General features: G+C 67.1%; 16 protein-coding genes. 6 read left to right on the top strand and 10 right to left on the bottom strand.

The genetic code is table 11. The annotated features are described in order from the left end of the window. Nucleotides 1–36: 36 nt before the first annotated feature. Complete coding sequence (locus tag L1892_RS06860; protein WP_235722834.1) at nucleotides 37–2091, bottom strand: MMPL family transporter; 2055 nt, start codon at nucleotides 2089–2091, stop codon at nucleotides 37–39. 190 nt (nucleotides 2092–2281) lie between these two features. Here L1892_RS06860 and L1892_RS06855 point away from each other — a divergent pair, with 190 nt between their 5' ends. Further along, nucleotides 2282–3409 (top strand): NDMA-dependent alcohol dehydrogenase, encoded by a 1128-nt coding sequence (locus tag L1892_RS06855; RefSeq protein ID WP_235722833.1) that lies wholly within the window; start codon nucleotides 2282–2284, stop codon nucleotides 3407–3409. A 59-nt stretch (nucleotides 3410–3468) separates the two neighbouring features. On the opposite strand, the gene L1892_RS06850 is transcribed toward L1892_RS06855, so the two are convergent. Both L1892_RS06850 and L1892_RS06845 read right to left on the bottom strand, forming a co-directional pair. Continuing rightward, on the bottom strand, nucleotides 3469–3987 hold the full coding sequence (locus L1892_RS06850; protein WP_268900060.1) for a potassium channel family protein: 519 nt from the start codon (nucleotides 3985–3987) through the stop codon (nucleotides 3469–3471). A 17-nt stretch (nucleotides 3988–4004) separates the two neighbouring features. Next, nucleotides 4005–5993 (bottom strand): M13 family metallopeptidase, encoded by a 1989-nt coding sequence (locus L1892_RS06845; protein WP_235722831.1) that lies wholly within the window; start codon nucleotides 5991–5993, stop codon nucleotides 4005–4007. A 57-nt stretch (nucleotides 5994–6050) separates the two neighbouring features. On the opposite strand from L1892_RS06845, the gene L1892_RS06840 reads away from it, so the two are divergent. Next, the gene (locus L1892_RS06840) at nucleotides 6051–7496 is read left to right on the top strand and encodes a dihydrolipoyl dehydrogenase family protein (protein WP_235722830.1); all 1446 of its coding nucleotides are present in this window, start codon (nucleotides 6051–6053) and stop codon (nucleotides 7494–7496) included. A 102-nt stretch (nucleotides 7497–7598) separates the two neighbouring features. Here L1892_RS06840 and L1892_RS06835 read toward each other — a convergent pair whose 3' ends face one another. Then, the gene (locus L1892_RS06835) at nucleotides 7599–8345 is read right to left on the bottom strand and encodes a pirin family protein (RefSeq protein ID WP_235722829.1); all 747 of its coding nucleotides are present in this window, start codon (nucleotides 8343–8345) and stop codon (nucleotides 7599–7601) included. A gap of 150 nt (nucleotides 8346–8495) precedes the next feature. On the opposite strand from L1892_RS06835, the gene L1892_RS06830 reads away from it, so the two are divergent. Continuing rightward, the gene (locus L1892_RS06830; protein WP_235723034.1) at nucleotides 8496–10139 is read left to right on the top strand and encodes an NTF2-like N-terminal transpeptidase domain-containing protein; all 1644 of its coding nucleotides are present in this window, start codon (nucleotides 8496–8498) and stop codon (nucleotides 10137–10139) included. Nucleotides 10140–10237: 98 nt separating this feature from the next. Here the strand turns inward: L1892_RS06830 and L1892_RS06825 are convergent, their stop codons facing one another. Together L1892_RS06825 and L1892_RS06820 are read right to left on the bottom strand one after the other, a co-directional pair. Continuing rightward, nucleotides 10238–10702, bottom strand: a complete 465-nt coding sequence (locus L1892_RS06825; RefSeq protein WP_372474978.1) for a DUF3054 domain-containing protein — start codon at nucleotides 10700–10702, stop codon at nucleotides 10238–10240. Between the two features lie 6 nt (nucleotides 10703–10708). After that, nucleotides 10709–11854, bottom strand: a complete 1146-nt coding sequence (locus L1892_RS06820; RefSeq protein WP_235722828.1) for a lysylphosphatidylglycerol synthase transmembrane domain-containing protein — start codon at nucleotides 11852–11854, stop codon at nucleotides 10709–10711. Between the two features lie 34 nt (nucleotides 11855–11888). On the opposite strand from L1892_RS06820, the gene L1892_RS06815 reads away from it, so the two are divergent. Genes L1892_RS06815 through L1892_RS06805 form a run of 3 tightly spaced genes read left to right on the top strand, consistent with a single transcriptional unit; the run spans nucleotide 11889 to nucleotide 15109 of the window. Next, nucleotides 11889–13241, top strand: a complete 1353-nt coding sequence (locus L1892_RS06815) for an AI-2E family transporter (protein ID WP_235722827.1) — start codon at nucleotides 11889–11891, stop codon at nucleotides 13239–13241. Continuing rightward, the gene (gene macS / locus L1892_RS06810) at nucleotides 13210–14445 is read left to right on the top strand and encodes a MacS family sensor histidine kinase (RefSeq protein WP_372474977.1); all 1236 of its coding nucleotides are present in this window, start codon (nucleotides 13210–13212) and stop codon (nucleotides 14443–14445) included. The genes L1892_RS06815 and macS overlap by 32 nt, the downstream gene beginning before the upstream one ends. Then, nucleotides 14414–15109 carry a response regulator gene (locus tag L1892_RS06805; protein ID WP_235722825.1) on the top strand — a complete coding sequence of 232 codons (696 nt, stop codon included), beginning with the start codon at nucleotides 14414–14416 and terminating at the stop codon, nucleotides 15107–15109. The genes macS and L1892_RS06805 overlap by 32 nt, the downstream gene beginning before the upstream one ends. Before the next feature lie 105 nt (nucleotides 15110–15214). On the opposite strand, the gene L1892_RS06800 is transcribed toward L1892_RS06805, so the two are convergent. The 4 genes from L1892_RS06800 to trmB form a co-directional block, all read right to left on the bottom strand. Beyond that, nucleotides 15215–16570 carry an MFS transporter gene (locus L1892_RS06800; protein ID WP_235722824.1) on the bottom strand — a complete coding sequence of 452 codons (1356 nt, stop codon included), beginning with the start codon at nucleotides 16568–16570 and terminating at the stop codon, nucleotides 15215–15217. 148 nt (nucleotides 16571–16718) lie between these two features. Then, on the bottom strand, nucleotides 16719–19979 hold the full coding sequence (locus tag L1892_RS06795) for an MMPL family transporter (RefSeq protein ID WP_235722823.1): 3261 nt from the start codon (nucleotides 19977–19979) through the stop codon (nucleotides 16719–16721). 122 nt (nucleotides 19980–20101) lie between these two features. Further along, the gene (locus tag L1892_RS06790) at nucleotides 20102–20842 is read right to left on the bottom strand and encodes an NYN domain-containing protein (protein ID WP_235722822.1); all 741 of its coding nucleotides are present in this window, start codon (nucleotides 20840–20842) and stop codon (nucleotides 20102–20104) included. After that, the gene (gene trmB / locus L1892_RS06785; protein WP_235722821.1) at nucleotides 20839–21618 is read right to left on the bottom strand and encodes a tRNA (guanosine(46)-N7)-methyltransferase TrmB; all 780 of its coding nucleotides are present in this window, start codon (nucleotides 21616–21618) and stop codon (nucleotides 20839–20841) included. Before trmB ends, L1892_RS06790 begins: the two co-directional genes overlap by 4 nt. Nucleotides 21619–21660 lie beyond the last annotated feature (42 nt).

Raw genomic sequence — 21660 nt, 5'->3', positions numbered from 1 at the left:
CACCGGTCGATCGCCACGCGGAGAATTGCCAAATCCTCAGCGGGACAACGCACTCGGCCACCACACCCGCTTGCCGATGTCCAGCGTCAGGGCCGGCACGAGCAGTGTGCGCACGATGAGCGTGTCCACGAGGACGCCGAAGGCGACGAGGAAGGCGATCTGGGCAAGGAAGAGCAACGGGATCACCGCCAGTGCCGCGAAGGTCGCGGCCAGTACGACGCCCGCCGATGTGATCACACCGCCGGTGGCCGTCAATCCGCGCAACATGCCGTCGCGGGTGCCGTGGGTCAGTGCTTCTTCACGGACCCGGGTCATCAGGAAGATGTTGTAGTCGATGCCGAGGGCCACCAGGAAGACGAAGGCGAAGAGCGGGACCACCGGGTCGGCGCCGGCGAAGTCGAACAGGCCGTTGAACACCAGCGCCCCGACGCCGAGGGTCGCCGCGAACGAGATCACCGTCGTGGCCAGCAGCAGGACCGGAGCGGCGATGCTGCGTAGCAGCAGCGTGAGCACCACCAGGACCACCACCAGCACGATTGGGATGATCAGGTTGCGGTCGTGGATCGCGGTGGTCCGGGTGTCGAGGTCGATGGCGGTGGTGCCACCCACCAAGGCGTCGGCGTCAGGAATCGGATGCACGGCGTCGCGGATCGCAACCACGGTGTCCTGTGCGGCCAGCGAGTCGGCGGTGTCGGTGAGGGTCGCCTGCACCGCGACCTTTCCGTCGACGACGGTCGGGTTGCCGCCATCCTGCACGAGTTCGGCCGAGGCCACGCCGTCGACGCCGCGGACCGCGTCGAGCACCGCGGTGCCCTGCGGTGCATCGGCGATGATCCAGGTGGGCGAACCGCTGCCGGCGTCGAAATGCTGGGCCTGGATTTCGGCGCCCTCCACCGAATCCACCGATCCGAGGAAGTAATCGGTCTGGGCGACGCCGTCGGCCTTGAATGTCGGGGCGAATGCGGCACCGATGAGTAGCACCACCAGGGTGCCGATCCAGATGGCACGCGGGCGTGTGGCGACGCGGTCGGCGATCGCTGCCCAGAAACGGTGCGTGCTGCTCGGCTCGGAGGAGTCGGTGTGTTTCGGCGCCAACGGCCAGAACGCGGTGCGGCCGAGCAAAGCGAGCGCCGCAGGCAAGAAGGTCATCGATGCGATGAACGAGGCGGCGATGCCTATGGCGGCCACCGGTCCGAGGCTCCTGTTGGAGTTGAGATCGGAGAACAGCAGGCACAGCACACCCAGGATGACGGTGCCGGCCGACGCGCTGATCGGCTCGATCGTGCCGCGCCAGGCGGCTCGGATGGAGGCGTACTTGTCGTCGCTGCGGGTGAGTTCCTCGCGGAATCGCGAGACCAGGAGCAGCGCGTAGTCGGTGGCCGCACCGAAGACCAGGATGAACAGGATGCCTTGGCTCTGGCCGTTGAGCTCCAGGATGTCGCCCGAGGCGAGCAGATACACCAGCCCCGATGCGAGGCCGAGCGCGAAGATGGCGGAGATGATCACCACGAACGGCAGGATCGGGCTGCGGTAGACGACGAACAGGATGAGCATCACCACGACGCCCGCGACCAGCAGCAACAGCCCGTCGATCCCGGCGAATGCCTCGCCGAGGTCGGCGATCTGGCCGGCCGGTCCGGTGACCAGGACCGTCAGTCCCTCTGGTGGTGACGCGAGGGCGTTGCGAAGATCCTCGACATGGTCGGCGGGTTCACCTTCGGCCGCGATGGGGATGAACATCTGCGCTGCCTGACCGTCCTGCGACGGGATCGGCGGCGAGAATTCCGGCCCGAAGCCTTCCGTGCCGGCCAGTGGCGCGGTGGCCGTGGTGAGGAACTCGGTGTCGGCAGGCGTCAGACCGGACGGCCGTTCGGCGATCACGATCGCCGGCACGGTGTCGGAGTCGGTGAAGCCGGCGAGCATGTCGTTGACCTCGGTGGACTCCGCCGACGCGGGGAGGAACGCGCTGTTGTCGTTGGTGGCGACCGAGGAGAGTTTGCCTGCGTAGGGAGCGGTGACACCTCCGATGACAAGCCAACCGAGGAGAAGGAGCGCGGGGATCAGCCAGCGGATCCGGGGCGTGGTCGCCATGGCTTCATGTCTACACGTTCGCGATCTCCGCGAGGGCGACCAGTCGGACAGGCACCGAGCTAACGCTCGATACGCACGCCCAAACTTGAACTGCCACAACGAGAGTAACGATTTCGTATGCGCGGTGATGCATATGAGGCAACGATGTGAACCAGATCGCACAACGCTGTCCAACGAAAGGGGTGCGCGCATGAAGACCAAGGGGGCAATTCTCCGGAATCCGGGCGAGAAGTGGCAGATCGAGGAGTTCGAGCTCGGTGATCCGGTAGCCGGTGAAGTGCAGGTCAAGCTGGTCAGCTCGGGCCTGTGTCACTCCGATCACCACCTGCGCACGGGCGACAGCCCGGCCCCGATGCCGGTGCTCGGTGGCCACGAAGGCGCGGGAGTGGTGACGAAGGTGGGGCCCGGTGTCACCAACCTCAAGGAGGGTGACCACGTGGTCACCGCCTTCATTCCGGCCTGCGGTGTGTGTGATCCGTGCTCACGGGGCGATCAGAACTTCTGCGACGAGGGAGCTCGCCTGCTGACGGGGTTGTCCATCGCCGATGACACCCATCGGGCGCACACCACCGATGGGCAGGGCCTCACGCAGATGTGCCTGTTGGGCACCTTCGCGCCCTACATCACCGTCAACCAGGCGTCCCTCGTCAAGATCGAAGAGGACATTCCCCTGCAGGCCGCTGCACTGCTCGGTTGCGGGGTGGCCACCGGATGGGGGTCGGCGGTGGAGATCGGCGGCACGCATGCCGGCGATATCGTCGTGGTGGTCGGCGTCGGCGGCGTCGGTATCAACTCCGTCCAGGGTGCGGCCGCTGCGGGTGCCCGGATCGTCGCGGCGGTGGACCCCGTGCCCTTCAAGCGCCAGATGGCCGAGAAGATGGGGGCCACCCACACCTTCGAGTCCATGGAAGAGGCGCTACCCGTCCTCGGCGAGATCAGCTGGGGCAAGATGGCCAACACCACCATCCTCACGGTCGGTGAGATCGACGGATCAATGATCCAGCCCGCACTGAGTCTGACCGGTAAGGGTGGTCAGGTCATCGTGACCGGCATGGGCAACTTCTCGTCCATGGACGCCCAGATGAACCTGTTCGAGCTCACGCTGCTGCAGAAGCGGGTGCAGGGTGCCATCTTCGGTGGCGCCAGCCCGCGTACCCAGGTGCCGACACTGCTCAACGAGTACCGCGCCGGCAAGCTGAATCTGAGCGATTTGGTGACCAACACCTACCGACTCGATCAGATCAACGAGGCCTACGATGACATGTTGGAGGGCAACAACATCCGCGGCATGATCGTCTACGGCGACGACGACTACTGAGTTCTTTGATTCCGTAGTACGAACACGCGAAGTTTCGCGTGTTCGTACTACGGAATCGCTCAGCGATTCACACGAGCGTTGACCAGCACGTTGAGGAATCGGATGCCCAGGCCGAGGAGGGCGAGGGTGCTCACCATCTGGATCGACACGGCCACTCGCGCCCCCTGTGACACCGCGGAGATGTCGCCGAAGCCGGTGGTGGTGAACACCGTCAGGCAGAAGTAGAGCGCGTCGATCCGGGTGAGCTGGGTGCTCATGCTGCCGTGGGCGTATTCGGAGAACAGGAAATACACGGTGGCGAAGCCGACGATGTAAAACGCCGCGATGGCCACCAGCATCTCCACCGCGGTGGCGACCGGGTACGGCGATCGGATGAAGTGCCGGATCTCCCACGCACAGAAAGCCATCAGGAGAAGTGCGCCGACGATCAGGCCGAGATAGTTGACCGAGCTCTCCTTGTTGATCGGCAATGCGAAGTAGCCGATCAACAGAAGTACCGCGGCGGCGATCGGCCGGATGATCGCCGCCGCGACCTGACGTCGGCCGACGTTTCTGCGTGCGTCGGCGAGGTCCCCCAATTCCTGCGCCACCGGCTCTACCAGATCCGGACGCGCTCGGACTCGTCGAGATAAAGTGCGTCGCCGGGCGTTACATCGAAGGCGCTGTAGAACGCGTCGATGTTGCGGACCACTCCGTTGCAGCGGAACTCCGGCGGTGAGTGTGGGTCGATGGACAGTCGACGGATCGCCTCTGCGTCACGGGTTTTGGTGCGCCAGATCTGCGCCCAGCTGAAGAACACCCGCTGCTCGCCACTGAGTCCGTCGATGACCGGCGGTGTGGTCCCCTCGGTGGCGAGCCGATAGGCGACCAATGCGATCGACAGGCCGCCGAGGTCGCCGATGTTCTCACCAATGGTGAACTCGCCGTTCACCTTGTACTGCTCGTCTAGGCCGACCGGGGTGAACGCGCCGTACTGATCGATCAGTTTGCCTGTGCGGGCCGAGAACTCGGTACGGTCCTGGTCGGTCCACCAGTCCACCAGGTTGCCATCGCCGTCGTACTTTGCGCCCTGGTCGTCGAAGCCGTGGCCGATCTCGTGACCGATCACCGCGCCGATGCCGCCGTAGTTGGCCGCGTCGTCGGCATCCGGATCGAAGAACGGCGGCTGCAGAATGGCTGCCGGGAAGACGATCTCGTTCATCCCGGGGTTGTAGTAAGCGTTCACCGTCTGCGGGGTCATGAACCACTCGTCGTGATCCACCGGCTGCCCGATCTTGGCGAACTCCCGGTCCTGCTCGAAGGAGGATGCGCGAGCGACATTCCCGATCAGATCACCGCGGTCCACGGTGAGTGCGTCGTAGTCACGCCACTTCGCGGGGAAGCCGATCTTCGGCGTGAACTTCTCCAGCTTCGTCAGCGCCTTCTCGCGGGTGGCCGGGGTCATCCACTCGAGCTCGGTGATGTTGCGACGGTAGGCGGCAACCAGATTATTGATCAACTCGTCCATCCGGGCTTTCGCCTCGGGACCGAAATGCTTGTCCACGTAGAGCTTTCCGACCGCGAAGCCCATCGCGTCCTCGACGAACCCGACGCCGCGCTTCCACCGGTCGCGGATGGTCTCGGCGCCGGTCAGCGTGCGGCCGTAGAAGTCGAAGTTCTCGTCGACGAAGTCGGCGGACAGGTACGGGGCCGCGGAGTGCAACAGTTTCCAGGTGAGCCAGGTCTTCCACTCGTCGAGTGGCCGGGCGGCAATCAATTCGCCTGCGCCGGTGACGAACGACGGCTGACCCACGACCAACTCGGCGAACGTCGAATCGCTGCTGGTGCCCAGTCCGCCGAGCCAGGTCGACACATCGAAGGCCCCGGCCGCGTCGGCGAAATCGGCAAACGTCAGAAGGTTGTAGGTCTTCTCGGCGTCGCGGCGCGCCACCACATCCCAATGGTGACTCGCCAGGGCGGTCTCGAGGTCGAGAACCGTCCGGGCACGGGACTCGGAATCGTCGATACCGGCGAGTGCGAACATCCGGCCCACATGTGCGGTGTAGGCGTCACGTGTCTCGGCGTGCTTGTCCTCGCGGTAGTAGGACTCGTCGGGCAGGCCTAGCCCGGACTGTACGACGTGGACCAGGTAGCGGTCGGACTGTTTGGCGTCGGTGTCCACGTAGAGGCCGAACAGGCCGCCGACGCCGTGGCGTTGGAGGCGCCCGATGCGCAGGCTGAGGTCGTCGGTCGAGCCGATGGCCGCGATCTTGTCGAGTTCGCCGCGGATCGGCCCGATGCCCAGGGCGTCGATGTGGTCGGTGTCCATGAACGATGCGTAGAGGTCACCGATCTTCTGCGCGTCCGAACCAGTCAGCGCGTCGGCATCGGCGCATTCGGTGATGATGTCGCGCACGTTCTCCTCGGCGCGATCGCGTAGCACGTGGAAGGCGCCGTCGAGTGAGCGATCCTCCGGGATCACGTGGCTTTCTAGCCACTTGCCGTTCACGTGGGCGAACAGGTCGTCCTGGACGCGGACGTCGTCGTCCACCCAGCTGAGATCAATACCGGAAACCTGCGAGGTGTCAGTCTGCGAAGCGGTCACCCGTCCATCCTGTCATCGCAACCTCGATTCGTCAGCCTGCTCACCTACGGTGGTGGTATGGGCAACAACACCGAGACCAGCACCTACGACGTCGTCGTGATCGGTGGCGGACCGGTCGGGGAGAACGCCGCCGACTATGCCATCCGCGGCAGTGACCGCACCGCGGTGATCATCGAGCACGAACTCGTCGGCGGTGAGTGCTCATACTGGGCGTGTATGCCCAGCAAGGGGCTGCTCGGTCCGGGCGCCGCGCTGGCCGCTGCGCACGCGCTGCCGGGTGCGCGGGAACGTCAGTCGGCCCCGCTGCCCGAGCCGTCGGCGGTGCTGGAGCGGCGTGACACCATCACCGGCGCCCGTGACGACACCTCGCAGGTCGACTGGGCGCGTGGTGCCGGGATCGAGGTGATCCGGGGACACGGGCGCATCGTCGGCGAGCGGGAGGTGTCGGTGGGCGACCGGCGTATCCACGCCCGCGAGGCAGTGGTGGTCGCGACCGGCAGCACCGCCTCGATCCCGCCGGTGGCCGGCCTACGCGAGGCGCTGCCCTGGACGTCGCGCGACGCCACCAACCTCGTGGACATCCCACAGCGGATCGTCGTACTCGGTGGCGGTGTGGTGGCCTGTGAGGCGGCGACATGGCTGCTCGACCTCGGCGTACGCGAGGTGACCATGGTGGTCCGCGGCCATCGTTTGCTACCCAAGAACGAGCCATTCGTCGGCGAGATGGTGGCCGAGGCGCTCACCGAGCGTGGCGCCGACATCCGCTTCGGCACCCAGTTCGACTCCGTCCACCGTCCCGAGGTCGCCGACACCGGCTACGGCCACCTCCACGGCGGACCGGCCCAGGTCACATTGTCGGGCTCGGGCGAGGTGCTCGAGGTGGACGAGATTCTCGTCGCCGCCGGACGAGCTCCGGCCACCACCGACCTCGGTCTCGGCAGCATCGGTGCCGAGGAGAGTGGTCCGCTGCGCACCGACGACCATATGATCGTCCCCGGACATCCGTGGCTGTACGCCGTGGGCGATGCGAACGGGCGGGTGGCGCTCACCCACATGGGCAAGTACCAGGCCCGAGTCGCCGGTGATGTGATCGCCGCGCGCGCCGAGGGGCGCAACCTCGACAGCCCGCGGTACTCGGCCTTCGCCGATCACTCCGCCGTACCCCAGGTGGTGTTCACCCGGCCGGAGGTTGCCGTGGTCGGTCTCACCGAGCAGCAGGCACGTGACAGCGGCATCGACGTCACCGTCGCCGACATGGACCTGGCCGTCGCCGGTACGTACTTGCTCGATCCGGGTTACTCCGGGCACGCCAAACTGGTGATCGACCGAACCCGCGACGTCGTCGTCGGCGCGACCTTCGTCGGTGCAGGCACCGCCGAGCTCGTGCATTCGGCGACCGTCGCGGTGGTCGGAGAGGTCACCCTCGATCGGTTGTGGCATGCGGTGCCGTCGTATCCGACGGTCAGCGAGATCTGGTTGCGGCTGCTGGAGTCGCTGCGCTGACGATGCTGTCGGCGAGATTTTGGATTCCGTCGGCGAGAAACTGGGTTCTGTCGGCGAGAAACGGGGTTCTGTCGGCGGGGCGGCGGGGGATGCGGTGCCGACTCAGCCCATGAGTTCGCGCAGATCGCGGTCCATCACCCAGATGAGGATCTCTGCGTCACCGGCCGCCGATACTCGCACACCGCCGAGATCGCCGCCGCGGACCGCGTCGCCTTCGGCAAGCAGGTGCTCGCCAACTGTGGGTGATCCCTGGGTGACGAAGACATGGGTGAACCGGCCGCTGGGCAGTTCCACCGAGCTCGTGGCGTCGAGGCGGGCGGCGAATAAGGTGGCCGAGCGATTGGCGATGCGGATCGCCGAATCACGATTCGGATCCCCGGATGCAACCGGGACGAGACCTCCGGCGGTCAGCTCGTCGGAGATGTCGGCGGCGGCATAGGAGGGGGTCAGCCCGAACTCGTCGGGCATCACCCACATCTGTACGAACCGGACGGGTACGGTGCCGGCTCCGGGATGATCGGGCCAGGTGTCGTTGCGCTCCGAGTGCAGCACCCCGGTTCCGGCGCTCATCCGTTGTGCCAGACCGGGATAGACGATGCCCGAGTGGCCCTCCGAATCCTGGTGAACCAGTGCGCCGGACGTGACCCACGTGACGATTTCAGACTCGCGGTGCGCGTGTTGGTCAAAGCCCTGTAACGGAGTGACCACATCATCGTTATTCACCAACAGAGAGCCGTGATTTGTGTTGGATGGATCGTAGTGATCGCCGAAGGAGAAGCTGTGTCGGGACGTGAGCCAGTCGGTGGTGGTGACCGCGCGGTCGGCGGCCGGAATCACGGAGTAGACCATGACCCATTATGTGCCGCGAACGAACGTGTGGTATCGGCCACATCAATTGGGCTGCCTCGGGATCCCCGAGACCCGATCGTGACCCCTCGGATCCCCGAATGGAAGCGGACGGCATCGAAATCCAGTGTGACAAGAGTGAAAATTGAGACTATGAAGATCTGGGTCAAGCGCGCGCCGAAGGTGGCTTGTGCGGCGGCGACCTGCAGCGTCGTGGTGGCGCTCAGCGCGTGCGGAGTGTCGGGTGGGGAGAGCGGCGACGCCGCAGGTGCGGTGGCGCAATTTGCCGCGGCTATGGAACGCCAGGACGCCGGCGGGGCGGCCGAGTTCACCACCGCCCCCGGCCAGGCCGGGGCGGCACTCACCGAGACCCTGCAGTCCATGGATGCCGAGCACATCGACATGGTGGTGCAGAACCCCGTCGAGTACAGCGACGGGACGGCGTCGTTCGGGCTCAAGACCACCTGGCGGTGGGACAAGGACCGCAGCTACGAGACCACCAGTTCGGGAACCGCCCGACACCTGTCGACCGGTTGGAAGATCACCTGGGAGCCGTCGGTGATCCACCCCGGGCTCCCCGTGGGCGGACAATTGCGCGAGATCCGCACCGACGCCACCCCGGCACCGCGGGTGCGCAGCCGGAGCGGTAAGACGTTCATGTACCTGCAGCCGGTCAACGACATCATCCTCGACCCGAACCAGACCGGGGATGTGCGCAGTTCGGTACGGGCACTGGCCCGCACGATCAAGCCGATCGCACCGCTGATCACCTCTCAGGTCATCTCCGAGAAGCTGGCCGAGACCCCCGGCAAACCCATCACCGCGGTGACGTTGCGTGAACCGGACATGCAGGTACTGCAGTCGGACCCGAATGCGGTGCCCGGTGTCGTGGTGCGCAAGGCGGGCATGCTGGTGATGGCCGACCGGCGACTGTCGTCGCCCCTGGAGGCGGGGCTCACCAACTACTGGCAGGCCATCCGTGACGCGACCGCCGGCTGGGAGGTGCAGATGGTGGGCCCGGGCATCAAGCCGCGCAAGTTGGCCGGCGAGCAGGGTCCGCCCGGGCCGGATGTGCAGACCACCGTCGACCAGAGCCTGCAGCTGACCCTCGGCGATGCGGCGGTCGAGGTGGGCCAGCCGGCCACCATCCTGGCGCTCGACGCGGCCACCGGCGCAGTCCTCGGCATGGCCCGCAACAGCTACGCCGTCGACCGGGGCATCAACGCTGACACCGTCTATCCCGTGGGCACCACCCTGAACCCGGTGCTCACCGAAGTGGATCGCACCGCCAATGCCAACCAGGAATCCAGCGACGCCATCATGGACCGGCTGGGACTGGGTGTGCAGTTCACCGTTCCCGGTGCCAGTACGCCGACCAACGACCAGCCCGGAGTGGCCACCGTCGACTTCCGGCCGGACGGGCCGAGCATGTCGATGATGAACATGGGTGCACTCGGGGTGGCGCTGGCGCGGAGTTCGAAGGGCACGATGACCTCGGTGGCTCCGTATGTGATCAAGGGAGTGCCGACGACGGTGGCCGGTGGTCAGCTCGGCGAGCTCGACGCGGCTACCACCGCGCCCATCCTGCGGGCGATGACGACGGTAGCCAAGACCGGCGATGCGAGTGATCTCACCGGAGCGCCCGGCCTGAAGGCGCTGGTGGGTACCAACGGGCCGCAGGGTCCCGGCTGGTTCCTCGGGTTGCAGGGCGGCAAGGTCATCGTCATCTACACCGAGGGCAACACATCGGGGACGGCGGCGCTGCAGGTGGCGCAGAAGTATTTCCGGATCAAGTAGCCCTTCGTGACGCCCTCCGCAAGCTCCGGGCTCCTCAGGGATCGGTGGGTTTCGCGCGCGCATCGATCATTCGCGCGTGAGGCTGCGCGCGCGGAAGATCAATTGGCGCGCGACGAGGCCGAGCGACGACGCACCACCCCGTAGGCTGCGCGCCATCCCAGGAGGAACACGCCGAGGGTGATGGTGGCGACAACGACGAAACTCGGGGCGACGCCCTGGTGCAGCAGGTAGCGCAAGATCATCGCGACCGCGACGGCGCAGAACCAGATCATCACGCCGGCGGGCACGAGCCGCTCGGGGTGGAAGTCGTGGCCGAACCACTCGCTGGACCGCACGTGGGAGAACACATACGCGATCGACCATCCCGCGGCCGCGCCCACCGCGAACGGCCACAGCGTCTGCAGCACGCCGATGACGGTGAGTCCCTCGTCGTGGCTGGATCGGCCGATCATCACGAACACCGTGATCGCGACGAGATCGATGAGTGCGGTCACCGGCATCGGCAGCGCTCGGGCCCGAGCTGCCCGGGCGTCGGTACCTGCGACAACGGGAGAACTCGACATGGTCCCCTACGGTAGCGGGTCGTCGGGCCGTCGACCATCACCCGGATCGGCATCACGCTCGTCGACCCGTCCGGCCCCCGGCTCCGAGTCCAGGTCGCGATCGAGCTCCTCCTCCAGGGTCTCGCCGGTGCGGAAGGTGCCGCGGAACATGAACAGCACCACCACCCAGCCGATGGCCGCGATCAGGATGTAGCTGATGACGCGATAGACCAGCACGGCGGTGATGGCGTCGGCGGCCGGCATTCCCGCCGAGGTCAGGGCGGGAACCAGCACGGCGTCGACGACACCGATGCCACCGGGCAGCAGCGGAACCGCGGTGCCGACCGCCTTCCCGGCCGCGTAGGCCACCATCAGTCCGGCGATGCTGGGATGCGCGCCGACTGCCCAGCACGCGAACGCGAGGCACGCGACGTCGGCGACCCAGTTGAACATGCTCCAACCGAACGACACCCCGAGGTCACGTTTGGACAGCTGCACCGCACGCAGCTGTTCGAGTGTCTCCATGATGCGGTCGTGCCCGTTGCCCGCGGGTTTGCTGCGGACCTGGTTGATCCAGTCCATCACCCGCAGCAGGGTGCTCTGCAGCGATTCGGGATGGCTGGCCAGATACTGGAAGACCACCGCGACCGCGATGAAGCCGACCACCGAGAAGAACACCGAGAACGGGCTGGTCTTGGCGCCCGCCAGCAATGCGCCGCCGAACCCGAGCACCGCCAGGCCGACGCCGGCGAGCAGACCGGACATCACCACCTGCCACGATGCGACGACCGGTGTGGCGCCCCACTTGCGGGTCTCGCGGTAGACGAAGGCCGGCGACAACACCGGGCCACCCGGCATCGTCTGGCTCACCGCATTGGACGCGAGGATCACCGACAACGACTGCCATTGGCCGACCTTGACGCCGCCCGATCGCAACAGTGCACGTTGGACCTGCGCGTAGCTGTCCATGGACAGCAGGGCGGCGACGATGCTGGCGACGATCCAGACCCAGTCGAGGTCGCCGATGCGGCGCCAGGCCTCCTCGAGGCTGGGCGAGATCAACACGACCTCGACGGCCAGGATGACCACGACGATCGCCAGCAGCACCCACCGCAGCCACCAGAAGCGTGACCGCATGGACACGCTTCCCGTGGCGGGCCCCTCCGACGACATAGCCCACACCATATCCACAGCTACGCTGGTGTCTGTGAGCGATGCCGACACCGTAGATCGATCACCCCGTGCGCAGCGGCCCGCCGACATCGTCACGGTCGATCGTGAGAAGGTGCACCCGCTGGTCCGTGCCACCGCTGAATGGGCATGGCGGTTGCTGGTCATCGCCGGTGCCGCCTACGTCCTGGTGTTGACCTTCAACCAGTTCGAGGAAGTGCTGGTGCCGGTGGCGTTGGCCATTCTCGGTGCGGCGATGCTGGTGCCCGTCGTCGATGCGCTCGACCGGGCGGGCATGCCCAGGTCGCTGGCGGTGCTCTTCGCCATCGTCGTGGTGCTCGGCCTGTTGACGGCGGTCCTGACCTTCGTGGTGCAGGAGTTCATCCGAGGGTTCCCGCAGCTCACCTCCGAGATCACCACGACCATCGACCGCAGCCGTGACTGGCTCGTCGACGGCCCGTTCGGCGTGGACCGCGACCAGGTCCAGAACATCGGCAACGACCTCACCGGCTTCCTGCAGCACAACCAGGCTCAGGTCACCAGCGGCGCACTCGCGACGGCGACCACCGCGACCGAGATCGTCACCGGCGCGCTGCTCGCCTTCTTCCTGCTGATCTTCTTCCTCTACGGTGGCGGCCACATCTGGACGTTCTTCACCAAGGTGATCCCCGTCGATACGCGAGGTCGGGTGCGGGCGGCGGGCGTCGCAGGTTTCGCGACGTTGGTCGGCTACGTGCGGGCCACGGTCGCGGTCGCCTTCGTCGATGCGCTGGGTATCGGCGTGGGGTTGGCCATCCTGCACGTTCCGCTGGCGCTGCCACTGGCTTCGCTGATCTTTTTGGGAGCCTTCATCCCGATCGTCGGCGCGTTGGCGACCGGGACGTTGGCGGTGCTGGTGGCGTTGGTGACGCAGGGCTGGATCGCCGCGATCATCGCGCTCGCGATCGTCGTCGGTGTCATGCAGCTGGAAAGTCATGTGCTACAGCCGTTCCTGCTGGGCCGGTCGGTGCGGCTGCACCCGGTCGCGGTGGTGTTGGCGATCGCGGCGGGCATCGTCTCCGCCGGCATCATCGGCGGCCTGCTGGCCGTGCCGTTGATCGCGTTCGCCAACACCGCGGTCCGTCACCTGTCGGGCAGCGCGCCGTCGGCGCAACGCCGCGAGGAGCGGGCCGATGAGCCGATGTACTCCGCCTCACCCGACGAACCGAGGTGGGATCGCGTAGACCATCGTGACGCCGAGGACACCGTCCACACCCAGACCGTCGATGAGTTGCGCCCGACGACCACCCTGCCGGCCGAGCACGAGGACTCCGGCGGGTTGACCGACGACGAGTACGCCCGCTCCGACGCCGACGCCGATGACCCGCGACGCCGTGACGACGACACCTGAACCGCTCCACCGACCGAGCCGCGCCACTCAGTTGGCGATGGCCGTCGACACCGATCCGGTGGGGCCGCTGTGGCGGGCCGCGCAGTTGTTCCGGCTGCTCTCGTATATGTACGCCCTGGGTTTTCAGATCGCGATCAACGACGATCTGGCCCACCGCGCGACCGCGTGGGTGCTGTTCGCGGTCTTGACGGCGTGGACGGCAACCAGCGGCATCGCCTACTACGTCGGTTTCGGTCGCAACCGCTACTGGGTGAGTGCCGACGTGGCGGTGGCCTGCGCGATGATGCTGTCCACCTCATATGTGGCCACCGAATCCTGGGCCCTGAACAACCAGAGTTGGCCGACCACGCTGTGGGCCGTCAATGCCGTGATCTCGGTGGCGTTGCTGGCCGGGCCGGTCTGGGGCATCGTGTCGGGGCTGCTCGTCGGCGGCACCAGTGCATTCGTCAAGGGCGCTTTCGACCTCAACTTCGGTCGCAACGCCACGATCATCATCATTGTGGCCACCGGGATGGCCGTCGGACTGGCCGCGGTGATCGCGCGCCGCGCCCAGGCGGTGCTGGCGCAGGCGGCGGGGATCGCCGCGGCGACCGAGGAACGCGAGCGGCTCTCACGCGAGGTGCACGACGGGGTATTGCAGGTCCTCGCGCTCATCGCCCGACGGGGCCGTGAGATCGGCGGTGAGACCGCCGCGCTCGCCGAACTTGCCGGCGAACAGGAGTACGCGCTGCGACGGCTGGTCTCGGGGGCCGCCGAGGAGATCGAGATCGACGGAACCACCGTCGATCTCGCAGCCCGTTTGCGTGCCCTGGCCGCGGACGGTGTCTCGGTCAGTGCTCCGGGAACCGCGGTCGACGTGGAGGCATTCGTGGCCACCGAAATCCGCGCCGCCGTGATCAACGCCCTCGACAACGTCGTCCGGCACGCCGGGTCAGGGGCGCGTGCATTCGTGTTGCTCGAGGATCTCGGCGATCAGCTCGTGGTCAGTATCCGCGACGACGGGGTGGGTATCGCGCCGGGACGCCTCGGGGAAGCGCAACAGCAGGGGCGGATGGGGATCTCCACGTCGATCGTCGGGCGCATCGAGTCGCTGGGTGGGACCGCACACCTCGAATGCGCACCCGAGGGCGGCACAGAATGGGAACTGACGATTCCGGTGGACGGGAGGGGTAATGGCGCAACAGATGCCGACCGGGTCGGGTGAGTCGGTGGACGGCGCCGCGACCGCACTGCGGGTGATGGTGGTCGACGATCACCCGATCTGGCGGGAGGGCGTGGCCCGTGACTTGGCCGAGGACGGCTTCGATGTGGTGGCGACCGCCGACGGTGTCAGCGCTGCCGTGCGCCGGGCCGGCGCGGTCGCGCCCGACGTGGTGCTGATGGACATGCAGCTGCCCGACGGCACCGGTGCCGAGGCGACCGCAGGTGTGCTCGAGGTGTCGCCGGGCAGTAGGGTCCTGGTGCTCTCCGCGTCGGAGGAGCGTGACGACGTTCTGCAGGCGGTGAAGGCCGGTGCCAGTGGTTATCTGGTGAAAAGTGCGTCGCAGGCAGAGCTGCTGGAAGCGGTCCGGGCGACCGCCGACGGGCAAGCCGTGTTCACGCCGGGGCTGGCCGGATTGATCCTCGGTGAGTACCGGCGGATCTCGGCGACACCCGATCGGGACGACAGCCGTCCCACCCTCACCGACCGGGAGACCGAGGTCCTGCGACTGGTGGCGAAAGGGTTCAGTGCCAAACAGATCGGTACCAGACTGTCGCTGAGTCACCGAACCGTCGAGAACCACGTCCAGGCGACACTGCGAAAGCTCCAACTCGGAAACCGAGTGGAGCTGACGCGGTATGCGATCGAACAGGGGTTGGATGAATGAGTGCGACGGGCGGGCGTCCTTCGGTGACCCACACGATGCCCGAGGGGCCCGCACGCTCACTCCGTTCGCGGGCTCCTCAGGGGCCAGAGTCGTTGTTCCGGAAGGCTATTCGGCGGCAGCCAACGGCGCTTCGGTGACCGGGTTGGCGGTGACCTCGGCCTTCGGCTTGTCCTGCGGCACCAGCATCGTCGCGGCCGCCCCGGCCAACGCGATTGCGGCGAAGATGTAGAACGCCGCACTCGACGAGATGCCTGCGCCGATCAGCAGTCCACCGATCACCGGACCGACGATGCCGCCGAGCCGGCCGAATCCGGCGCACCACGCGACACCGGCGGCACGGGCCGAGGTGGGGTAGAAGTTCGACACGTAGCCGTAGATCAGCACCTGGGTACCGATGGTGCCGGTACCGGCAACGGCGACCGCAGCCAGCAACACCGGCAGCGGGAACCCGAGGGTCAGGCAGATCAGGGCGAATGTGGCCAGGCAGAACGAGGTGGCGACGATGCGCTGCGGGCCGCGACCATCGGCGAGGCGGGCGGCGATGAGGCCGCCGACGATGGCGCCGCCATTGAGGACCAGCAGGAACGACAACGATCCCTTGGCGTTGAAACCGGCCGATTCCATGATCTGCGGCAGCCAGGTGTTGAGGCCGTAGGTCAGCAGCAGTCCGGCGAAGCTCATCGTGCCCAGCAGCAGGGTGGGCAGCGCGAACCGGCGTGAGGCCAGGGCGGCGAAGCCGACCTTGTCCGGCTGCGCGGTGGCCTGTCCGGCGGGCTGCGGGTAGAGGTCGACGGGGATACCGGTGCGGGTGCCGATGGCGCTCGCCTCGTCGAGCCGGCCGCGCGACACCAGCCACTGCGGCGACTCGGGCATCTTGAGCCACGCCAACGGCAGCAGCGTCACCAGCGGCAACGCGCCGACCCAGAACAGTCCACGCCAGCCGATGTGATCGGCCAACAGCAGCGCCAGAACCGCTGCCAGCACGCCGCCGAACGGGACGCCGCTGTAGACGATGGCGTTGAACAGGTTGCGCTTGGATGTGGGCGCGAACTCCGCGACCAGGGCGCCGACGGTGGCGACCAGGCCACCGATGCCGATTCCGGTCAGACACCGGAGAACACCGAAGGTGGCCACGTTGGGAGCCAGTGCGGTGGCTCCCATTCCGATGGAGAACCACGCAATGTTCATCAGCATCATCCGGCGGCGGCCGACCCGATCGCCGAAGGTGCCCGCGATGAACGCGCCGATCATCATGCCGATCAGCGCGTAGGAGCCGAGCGCGCCGGCAGTGCCCGGGCTCAGTTCGCCCAGCTGCGATGGGTCGTCGAGCAGGGTGGGTAGGACGGTGCCGTACACGACGAGGTCATAGCCGTCGAAGACGATGGCGATCGCGGCGAGGGTCACCACCCAAAGCACGCTTTTTCGGTGCTCTGGGCTCGTCCAGGTGGTGGGTGCGTTCATGGGCTGCCTCCAAGGTGGGTGTGCTGGGAGACAATCCTGCGTTGATGTGTGGCCGATCACATCAGGTGTTTGGCCAGTCCTGACCAAGGTGACCTTTGATAGCTCAGATCACGTGATTGATAACCGAGCGCATCCGACGCCGCCGAGGTCAGCTTTCCGAGCGGCCGTTGCCTGAGCGGCTGCGGCGAAGCAGTTCCTGCACACTGATCTGCGCGCCGTCGCCGTCGTTGTCGGAGCGGGCGTGCCGGTCGGTGGCCCGTCGGCGCCCCTCGCCACCGTCGGTGGGTTCCGCCGAACCGGGTCGATCCCCATCCGGCTGCCGGCCGGTCAACGGCGGGGTCTCGTTGCTGAGACCACGATCCATCGGTGACCCCCCTGGTCGCTGCGGCCGCGAGGTGCGTCGTTCGCCTTCGGGGCTCAACGACGCCGCCAGCGGACGCTTACCCGTGCTGTCCAGCGCCGGGCGGCGACCGAGAGCCGAATCCGCCGGCGGGGCAGGGGTCGGGCGCTGCGGTCGCGGGGCCGTCGGTGGCGGTGGTGCCGAGGCGGCCGGCGGCGACACGGGGCGGGGCTGCTGTGACCGGGTCGGTGCCGCACCGGGGTGGGCCGTCGGGGCCTGGGTCGGAGCCGATTGGGGGTTACGAGATTGGGGGTTAGGAGACTGGGCCGACGGAGACTGGGCCGACGGCTCATCGTCGCCGAGGCGGATGCCACCCGCTCCCAGTCGCCAGCTGCCGGTGTCCGGGCCGTCCGACCGCGAACGCCGTGCGCGACTGAATGTGGGTGCGGGACGTGCCGCAGGAGTCGGTCGGCTCGCTGAGCGGTCGCCCGTCGGCGGCGCGGACGGGCCCACGCGTGCGGGCGCCGGTTCGGCCGACGGCCCGGCGACCTGCCCCTCACGCGGTAGTCGGCCACCGGGCACGGCCTGTGGCGCCGCGACGTTCGCCGAACGTCTCGGCGACTGACGATCCGGTGTCGGCCGAGGGGCGGTGCGTGCGGCACCGCGGGCGGCCGCACCCGTCGCTGCGGCGGCCGGAACACCGACGTCGCCGCGCGTCGACCGCGGAGCGGCGCGCATCGTGGAGGTGGGTGCCTCGGCGACGATGGTGCCGGCCGAGCGCATCCGCGAGGCAGCGGCCTGATCGCGCAATTCGTCGGGCTCATCGTCGAGAACCGTCTCGCCGAGCCCGATCTTCTGTTGCATCACCCGCATCCAGCGCGGCGCCCACCAGCAGTCGTCGCCGAGCATCTTCATCACCGACGGCACCAGCAACATGCGGATGATGGTGGCATCGAGGATCAGCGCCGCGATCATGCCGTAGGCGATGTACTTCATCATCACGATCTCGGACAGGCCGAACGCGCCGGTGACCACCACCAGGATCGCCGCCGCCGCTGTGATGATGCGACCGGTGTGGGCAGTGCCCACCCGAACGGCTTCGGTGGTGGTCGCGCCCTTCTGCCTGGCCTCGACCATGCGAGACAACAGGAATATCTCGTAGTCGGTGGACAGACCGAAGATGATCGCGATGATCAGCACCAGCACCGCGGCGAACAGCGGCCCGGGCGTGAAGTTGGCCAGCGCTGCGCCGTGACCGTCGACGAAGATGAACGTCAGGATGCCCAGCGTGGCCCCCAGCCCCAGCGCCGTCATCAGCGCGGCCTTGATCGGCAGCACCAGCGAGCCGAACGCCAGGAACATCAGGAAGCCGGTCACCAGCACCAGCAGGACGGCCATGATCGGCAGCCGTGACATCAGCGCATCGATGGAGTCCTGCGTCAGTGTCGGGGTGCCGGCCACCCACATCGTGAGGCCCTGGGTGTCGATCGCGCGCAGGTCGTCGATGGCGGGCGCGGCGGTGTTGCGGTCCACCAACCCCGCCGACATCTGGATGATCTGCGGTCCGTTGTCGCCGTACTGGCCGGTCAGCGCCCCGCCGTCGGACGACGGGCTGAACTGTTTGGTGAAGCCGGGGATCTGATTGGCCTCGTCGGCGATCTGCTGGATCTTCTGCCCGCTGGCCGCGTCGTTCGGGTCGTAGGCGACGACCAGCTTGATCTCTTCGGTGCGCTCGGTGGGGAAATACTCGTCGAAGTTCTCCTGCGCCACCCGGTTGGGGTTGTCGGGCGGCAGGTAGGCCTCGCTGATGCCGCCGAACTTGATTCCGCCGAACGGAATGGTGAGCACCAGCAACAGCAGGATCGTGGGGACCGCAGTCGCCACCGGATGCTGCATGACCCAACCGGCCAGTCGGCCCCAGAACCCGTTCTCGACCTCTTCCTTGGTCTTGGTGCGCCGCAGGAACGGCAGACCCAGCGCGTCGATCCGCGGCCCCAGGATGGCCAGGGTGGCCGGCAACACGGTGATCGACAAGATCGCCGCGAGCGTCACCGACGCGATCGCGCCGTAGGCGACCGACTTGAGGAAGCCCTGCGGCATGATCAGCAGACACGCCAGCGCCGCGACGATGATGGTCGCCGAGAACACCACGGTCTGTCCCGACGTCATCACGGTTCGGCGGACCGCGGCCTTCGTCGAATACCCTTCGGCGAGTTCCTCGCGGAATCTGCTGACGATGAACAGGCCGTAGTCGATCGCGATACCGAGGCCGATCAGCGTGACCACCGACTGCGCGAAGATGTTCAGTTCGGTGATCTGGGCGAGGATCTTCATGATGCCCAGCGATCCGGCGATCGTCAGACCGCCGATCAGCACCGGCAGACAGGCTGCGATCACCCCGCCGAAGATGAAGAACAACATGATCGCGACCAACGGCAGGGCGATCACCTCGGCACGGTGGATGTCCTTGTCCATGCCGTCGGCCATACTGCCTGCCACCGGTTGGAGGCCGGCGAGTTCGAACGTGGTGTTTTCGAGGTTGAATCTCGCGCCGATGTCGTCGAAGAACGGTTCGATGACGGTGTAGTTGTTGAGCACCGTGGTGTCGTCGTCACCCTTGACGCCGATACTGATGAACGCGTGGCGGCCGTCGTCGGTGAACGTGCGTTCCCGGATGGTGGCCTGCGCGGCCTGCGAGGTGGACGTCTGATCGCGCAGATAGAACGGGTCGATGATGCCCGGATCCTCGCGGTTGACGATGTCGCCGTGCTGCGCGATGAGGTCATCGACGAAGTTCTCCACCTTTGCGCCGAACTCAGGGTCGTCGACGGAGGTGCCCTCTGGTGGCGTGATCAGCAGGATGACGTCGGACCGGTGATCGCGGCCCAGCGCGGTGTCGGCGACCACCGATCCCTTCACCGACTCCGAGGTGGGATCGAACCAGCCGCTCTGGCTGAGGTACTTACCGAGGTCGAGACCGTAGAGGCCCAGACCGCCCATCAGGGCGATCAGAACCGCGATCACGGCGAAGCGCATTCGAAAGACGAATGTGCCGATGGCTCCGAACACGCCTCGTTCCTTTCTCGGTCGTACCTGGCGGATGAAGTGCTGCGCGCGGGAAGTTCTTCAGGCGGGATTGTGGCAAGCGGTCCTGAGTGATCCCTGAGTCGTCGGGATCGATGGAACCGTGATCAGTGCAGCAGTGCCTGCAACGGTCGGAACGGTGTGAGCCACGCCCCGTCGTCGGGCAACGAGTCGAGACCGATCCGCGGCAACGGCTCACGGAACACCGCCGGGATGTCCTCCAGGTCGACGAACTCCAACTCCTCGGTGGTCAAGGCCCAGCTGGCATGCTCGCGGAAACCGATCACGGTGACCGGAACGCCGTCGGCGGCCACCTCGAGCAGCGGCTCCCGGAACGCCTGGCCGTCGGCCGAGGCGACGATGAGGCCAGCTAGTCCAACAGTGTGCCTGCGAAGTGCGATGTGGTCGAGCATGTCGCTGTCCACATCACTGTCATCGGCGAGTTTGGGCTTCGCGAACACCGCATAACCGACGTTGCGCAGCGCATCCACCCACGGCCGAACCACGTCGGCGCTGCCCGGGACGATGTTGGTGAAGACGGTGGCCTCCGGCTCCACCGACGTGCCCGTCGCCGCGGTGGCGGAGATGTCGGCGGTGCGCTGCAACAGCCAGCGGCCCAGCGCGTCGAAGCGCGGTCGGTGCGCCGCGGTCGGGCGGCCGCCGAGGATCGCGCCGAGCCCCATGTCCATGTTGGGTGCATCCCAGACCAACAGCACCCGCGGTGTTCCGCTCTGGCCGGAGATGGTGTCGGCGAACCGATTCGGCCCGGTGCCCGACGGTCCGGAACCTGGCGCTGACCCGGTACTTTGGGTGGGGGCCGGCTGGGTCGCAGTGACGTCGTCGCTCATGCTCCGCCGCTTTCGGTGGGTCGGGAAGTGGGGGGTTGGGGCCGAACATATACGAATTCGTTCACCTCGCGACCCTCTCGTTCGGCGCGCCCCTCGAATTTGGTGGTGGGACGGTCGAGCAGGATGGGCGAGCCGGCCGTCGCCTGGACGACGTGCGGTCGGTCACGCCGCTGGGTGGCGAGATGCTCGGCGATCCACTCCGCATACCCGGCGTGATCGGTCGCGATGTGCAGCACACCCCCGGGCACCAATCGGTCGGCCATCAGTTCCAGCGTGCCGCTCTGGATGAGCCTGCGCTTGTGGTGACGTGATTTCGGCCACGGGTCCGGGAAGAACACCCGGATCCCGGTCAGCGACTCCGATGTCAGCAGCTCGGTCAACACCACCACGGCGTCGCCGCGCACCATCCGCACATTCGTGAGTCCGCCGCGGTCCACCAGACCCAGTAGTTGTGCGAGGCCCGGCTTGTAGACCTCCACCGCGAGGACGTCGACGTGGGGTTCCTCGGTGGCCATCGCCGCCGTCGAGATCCCCGTGCCGCTCCCGATCTCCAGGACGACGGGTGCGTTGCGGCCGAAGAACTCCGGGAGGTCGATCGGTTCCTCGGGGACCCGGTCGGTACCGATCGCGAGGTCGCGGCCCAGCCGGGGCCACAACTGCTCCCAATTGCGCTGCTGACCCGTCGTCAGGGTGCCCCGACGGAATCGAAAACTGGTCACCCGCGGGTACAGACGTGACTGATCGACGCTCTCGCTCACCCGTCCATCGTTGCGCATGGGTGGCGTCGCGGAACAGCCGACACCGCTTCGGCCCCGGTC

The sequence above is a fragment of the Gordonia tangerina genome, assembly GCF_021556435.1.
GTDB classification, from domain to species: Bacteria; Actinomycetota; Actinomycetes; order Mycobacteriales; family Mycobacteriaceae; genus Gordonia; species Gordonia tangerina.
The sequence above is the reverse complement of the archived record's forward strand: the minus strand, read 5'-3'. Positions and strand labels throughout refer to the sequence as shown.

What these genes read in the sequence shown, in the direction of transcription:
- L1892_RS06860 (WP_235722834.1), bottom strand. Translation starts at nt 2,091, where the DNA reads ATGGCGACCACGCCCCGGATCCGCTGGCTGATCCCCGCGCTCCTTCTC.
- L1892_RS06855 (WP_235722833.1), top strand. Translation starts at nt 2,282, where the DNA reads ATGAAGACCAAGGGGGCAATTCTCCGGAATCCGGGCGAGAAGTGGCAG.
- L1892_RS06840 (WP_235722830.1), top strand. Translation starts at nt 6,051, where the DNA reads ATGGGCAACAACACCGAGACCAGCACCTACGACGTCGTCGTGATCGGT.
- L1892_RS06835 (WP_235722829.1), bottom strand. Translation starts at nt 8,345, where the DNA reads ATGGTCTACTCCGTGATTCCGGCCGCCGACCGCGCGGTCACCACCACC.
- L1892_RS06830 (WP_235723034.1), top strand. Translation starts at nt 8,496, where the DNA reads ATGAAGATCTGGGTCAAGCGCGCGCCGAAGGTGGCTTGTGCGGCGGCG.
- L1892_RS06825 (WP_372474978.1), bottom strand. Translation starts at nt 10,702, where the DNA reads ATGTCGAGTTCTCCCGTTGTCGCAGGTACCGACGCCCGGGCAGCTCGG.
- L1892_RS06820 (WP_235722828.1), bottom strand. Translation starts at nt 11,854, where the DNA reads ATGTCGTCGGAGGGGCCCGCCACGGGAAGCGTGTCCATGCGGTCACGC.
- macS (WP_372474977.1), top strand. Translation starts at nt 13,210, where the DNA reads ATGACCCGCGACGCCGTGACGACGACACCTGAACCGCTCCACCGACCG.
- L1892_RS06805 (WP_235722825.1), top strand. Translation starts at nt 14,414, where the DNA reads ATGGCGCAACAGATGCCGACCGGGTCGGGTGAGTCGGTGGACGGCGCC.
- L1892_RS06800 (WP_235722824.1), bottom strand. Translation starts at nt 16,570, where the DNA reads ATGAACGCACCCACCACCTGGACGAGCCCAGAGCACCGAAAAAGCGTG.
- L1892_RS06790 (WP_235722822.1), bottom strand. Translation starts at nt 20,842, where the DNA reads ATGAGCGACGACGTCACTGCGACCCAGCCGGCCCCCACCCAAAGTACC.
- trmB (WP_235722821.1), bottom strand. Translation starts at nt 21,618, where the DNA reads ATGCGCAACGATGGACGGGTGAGCGAGAGCGTCGATCAGTCACGTCTG.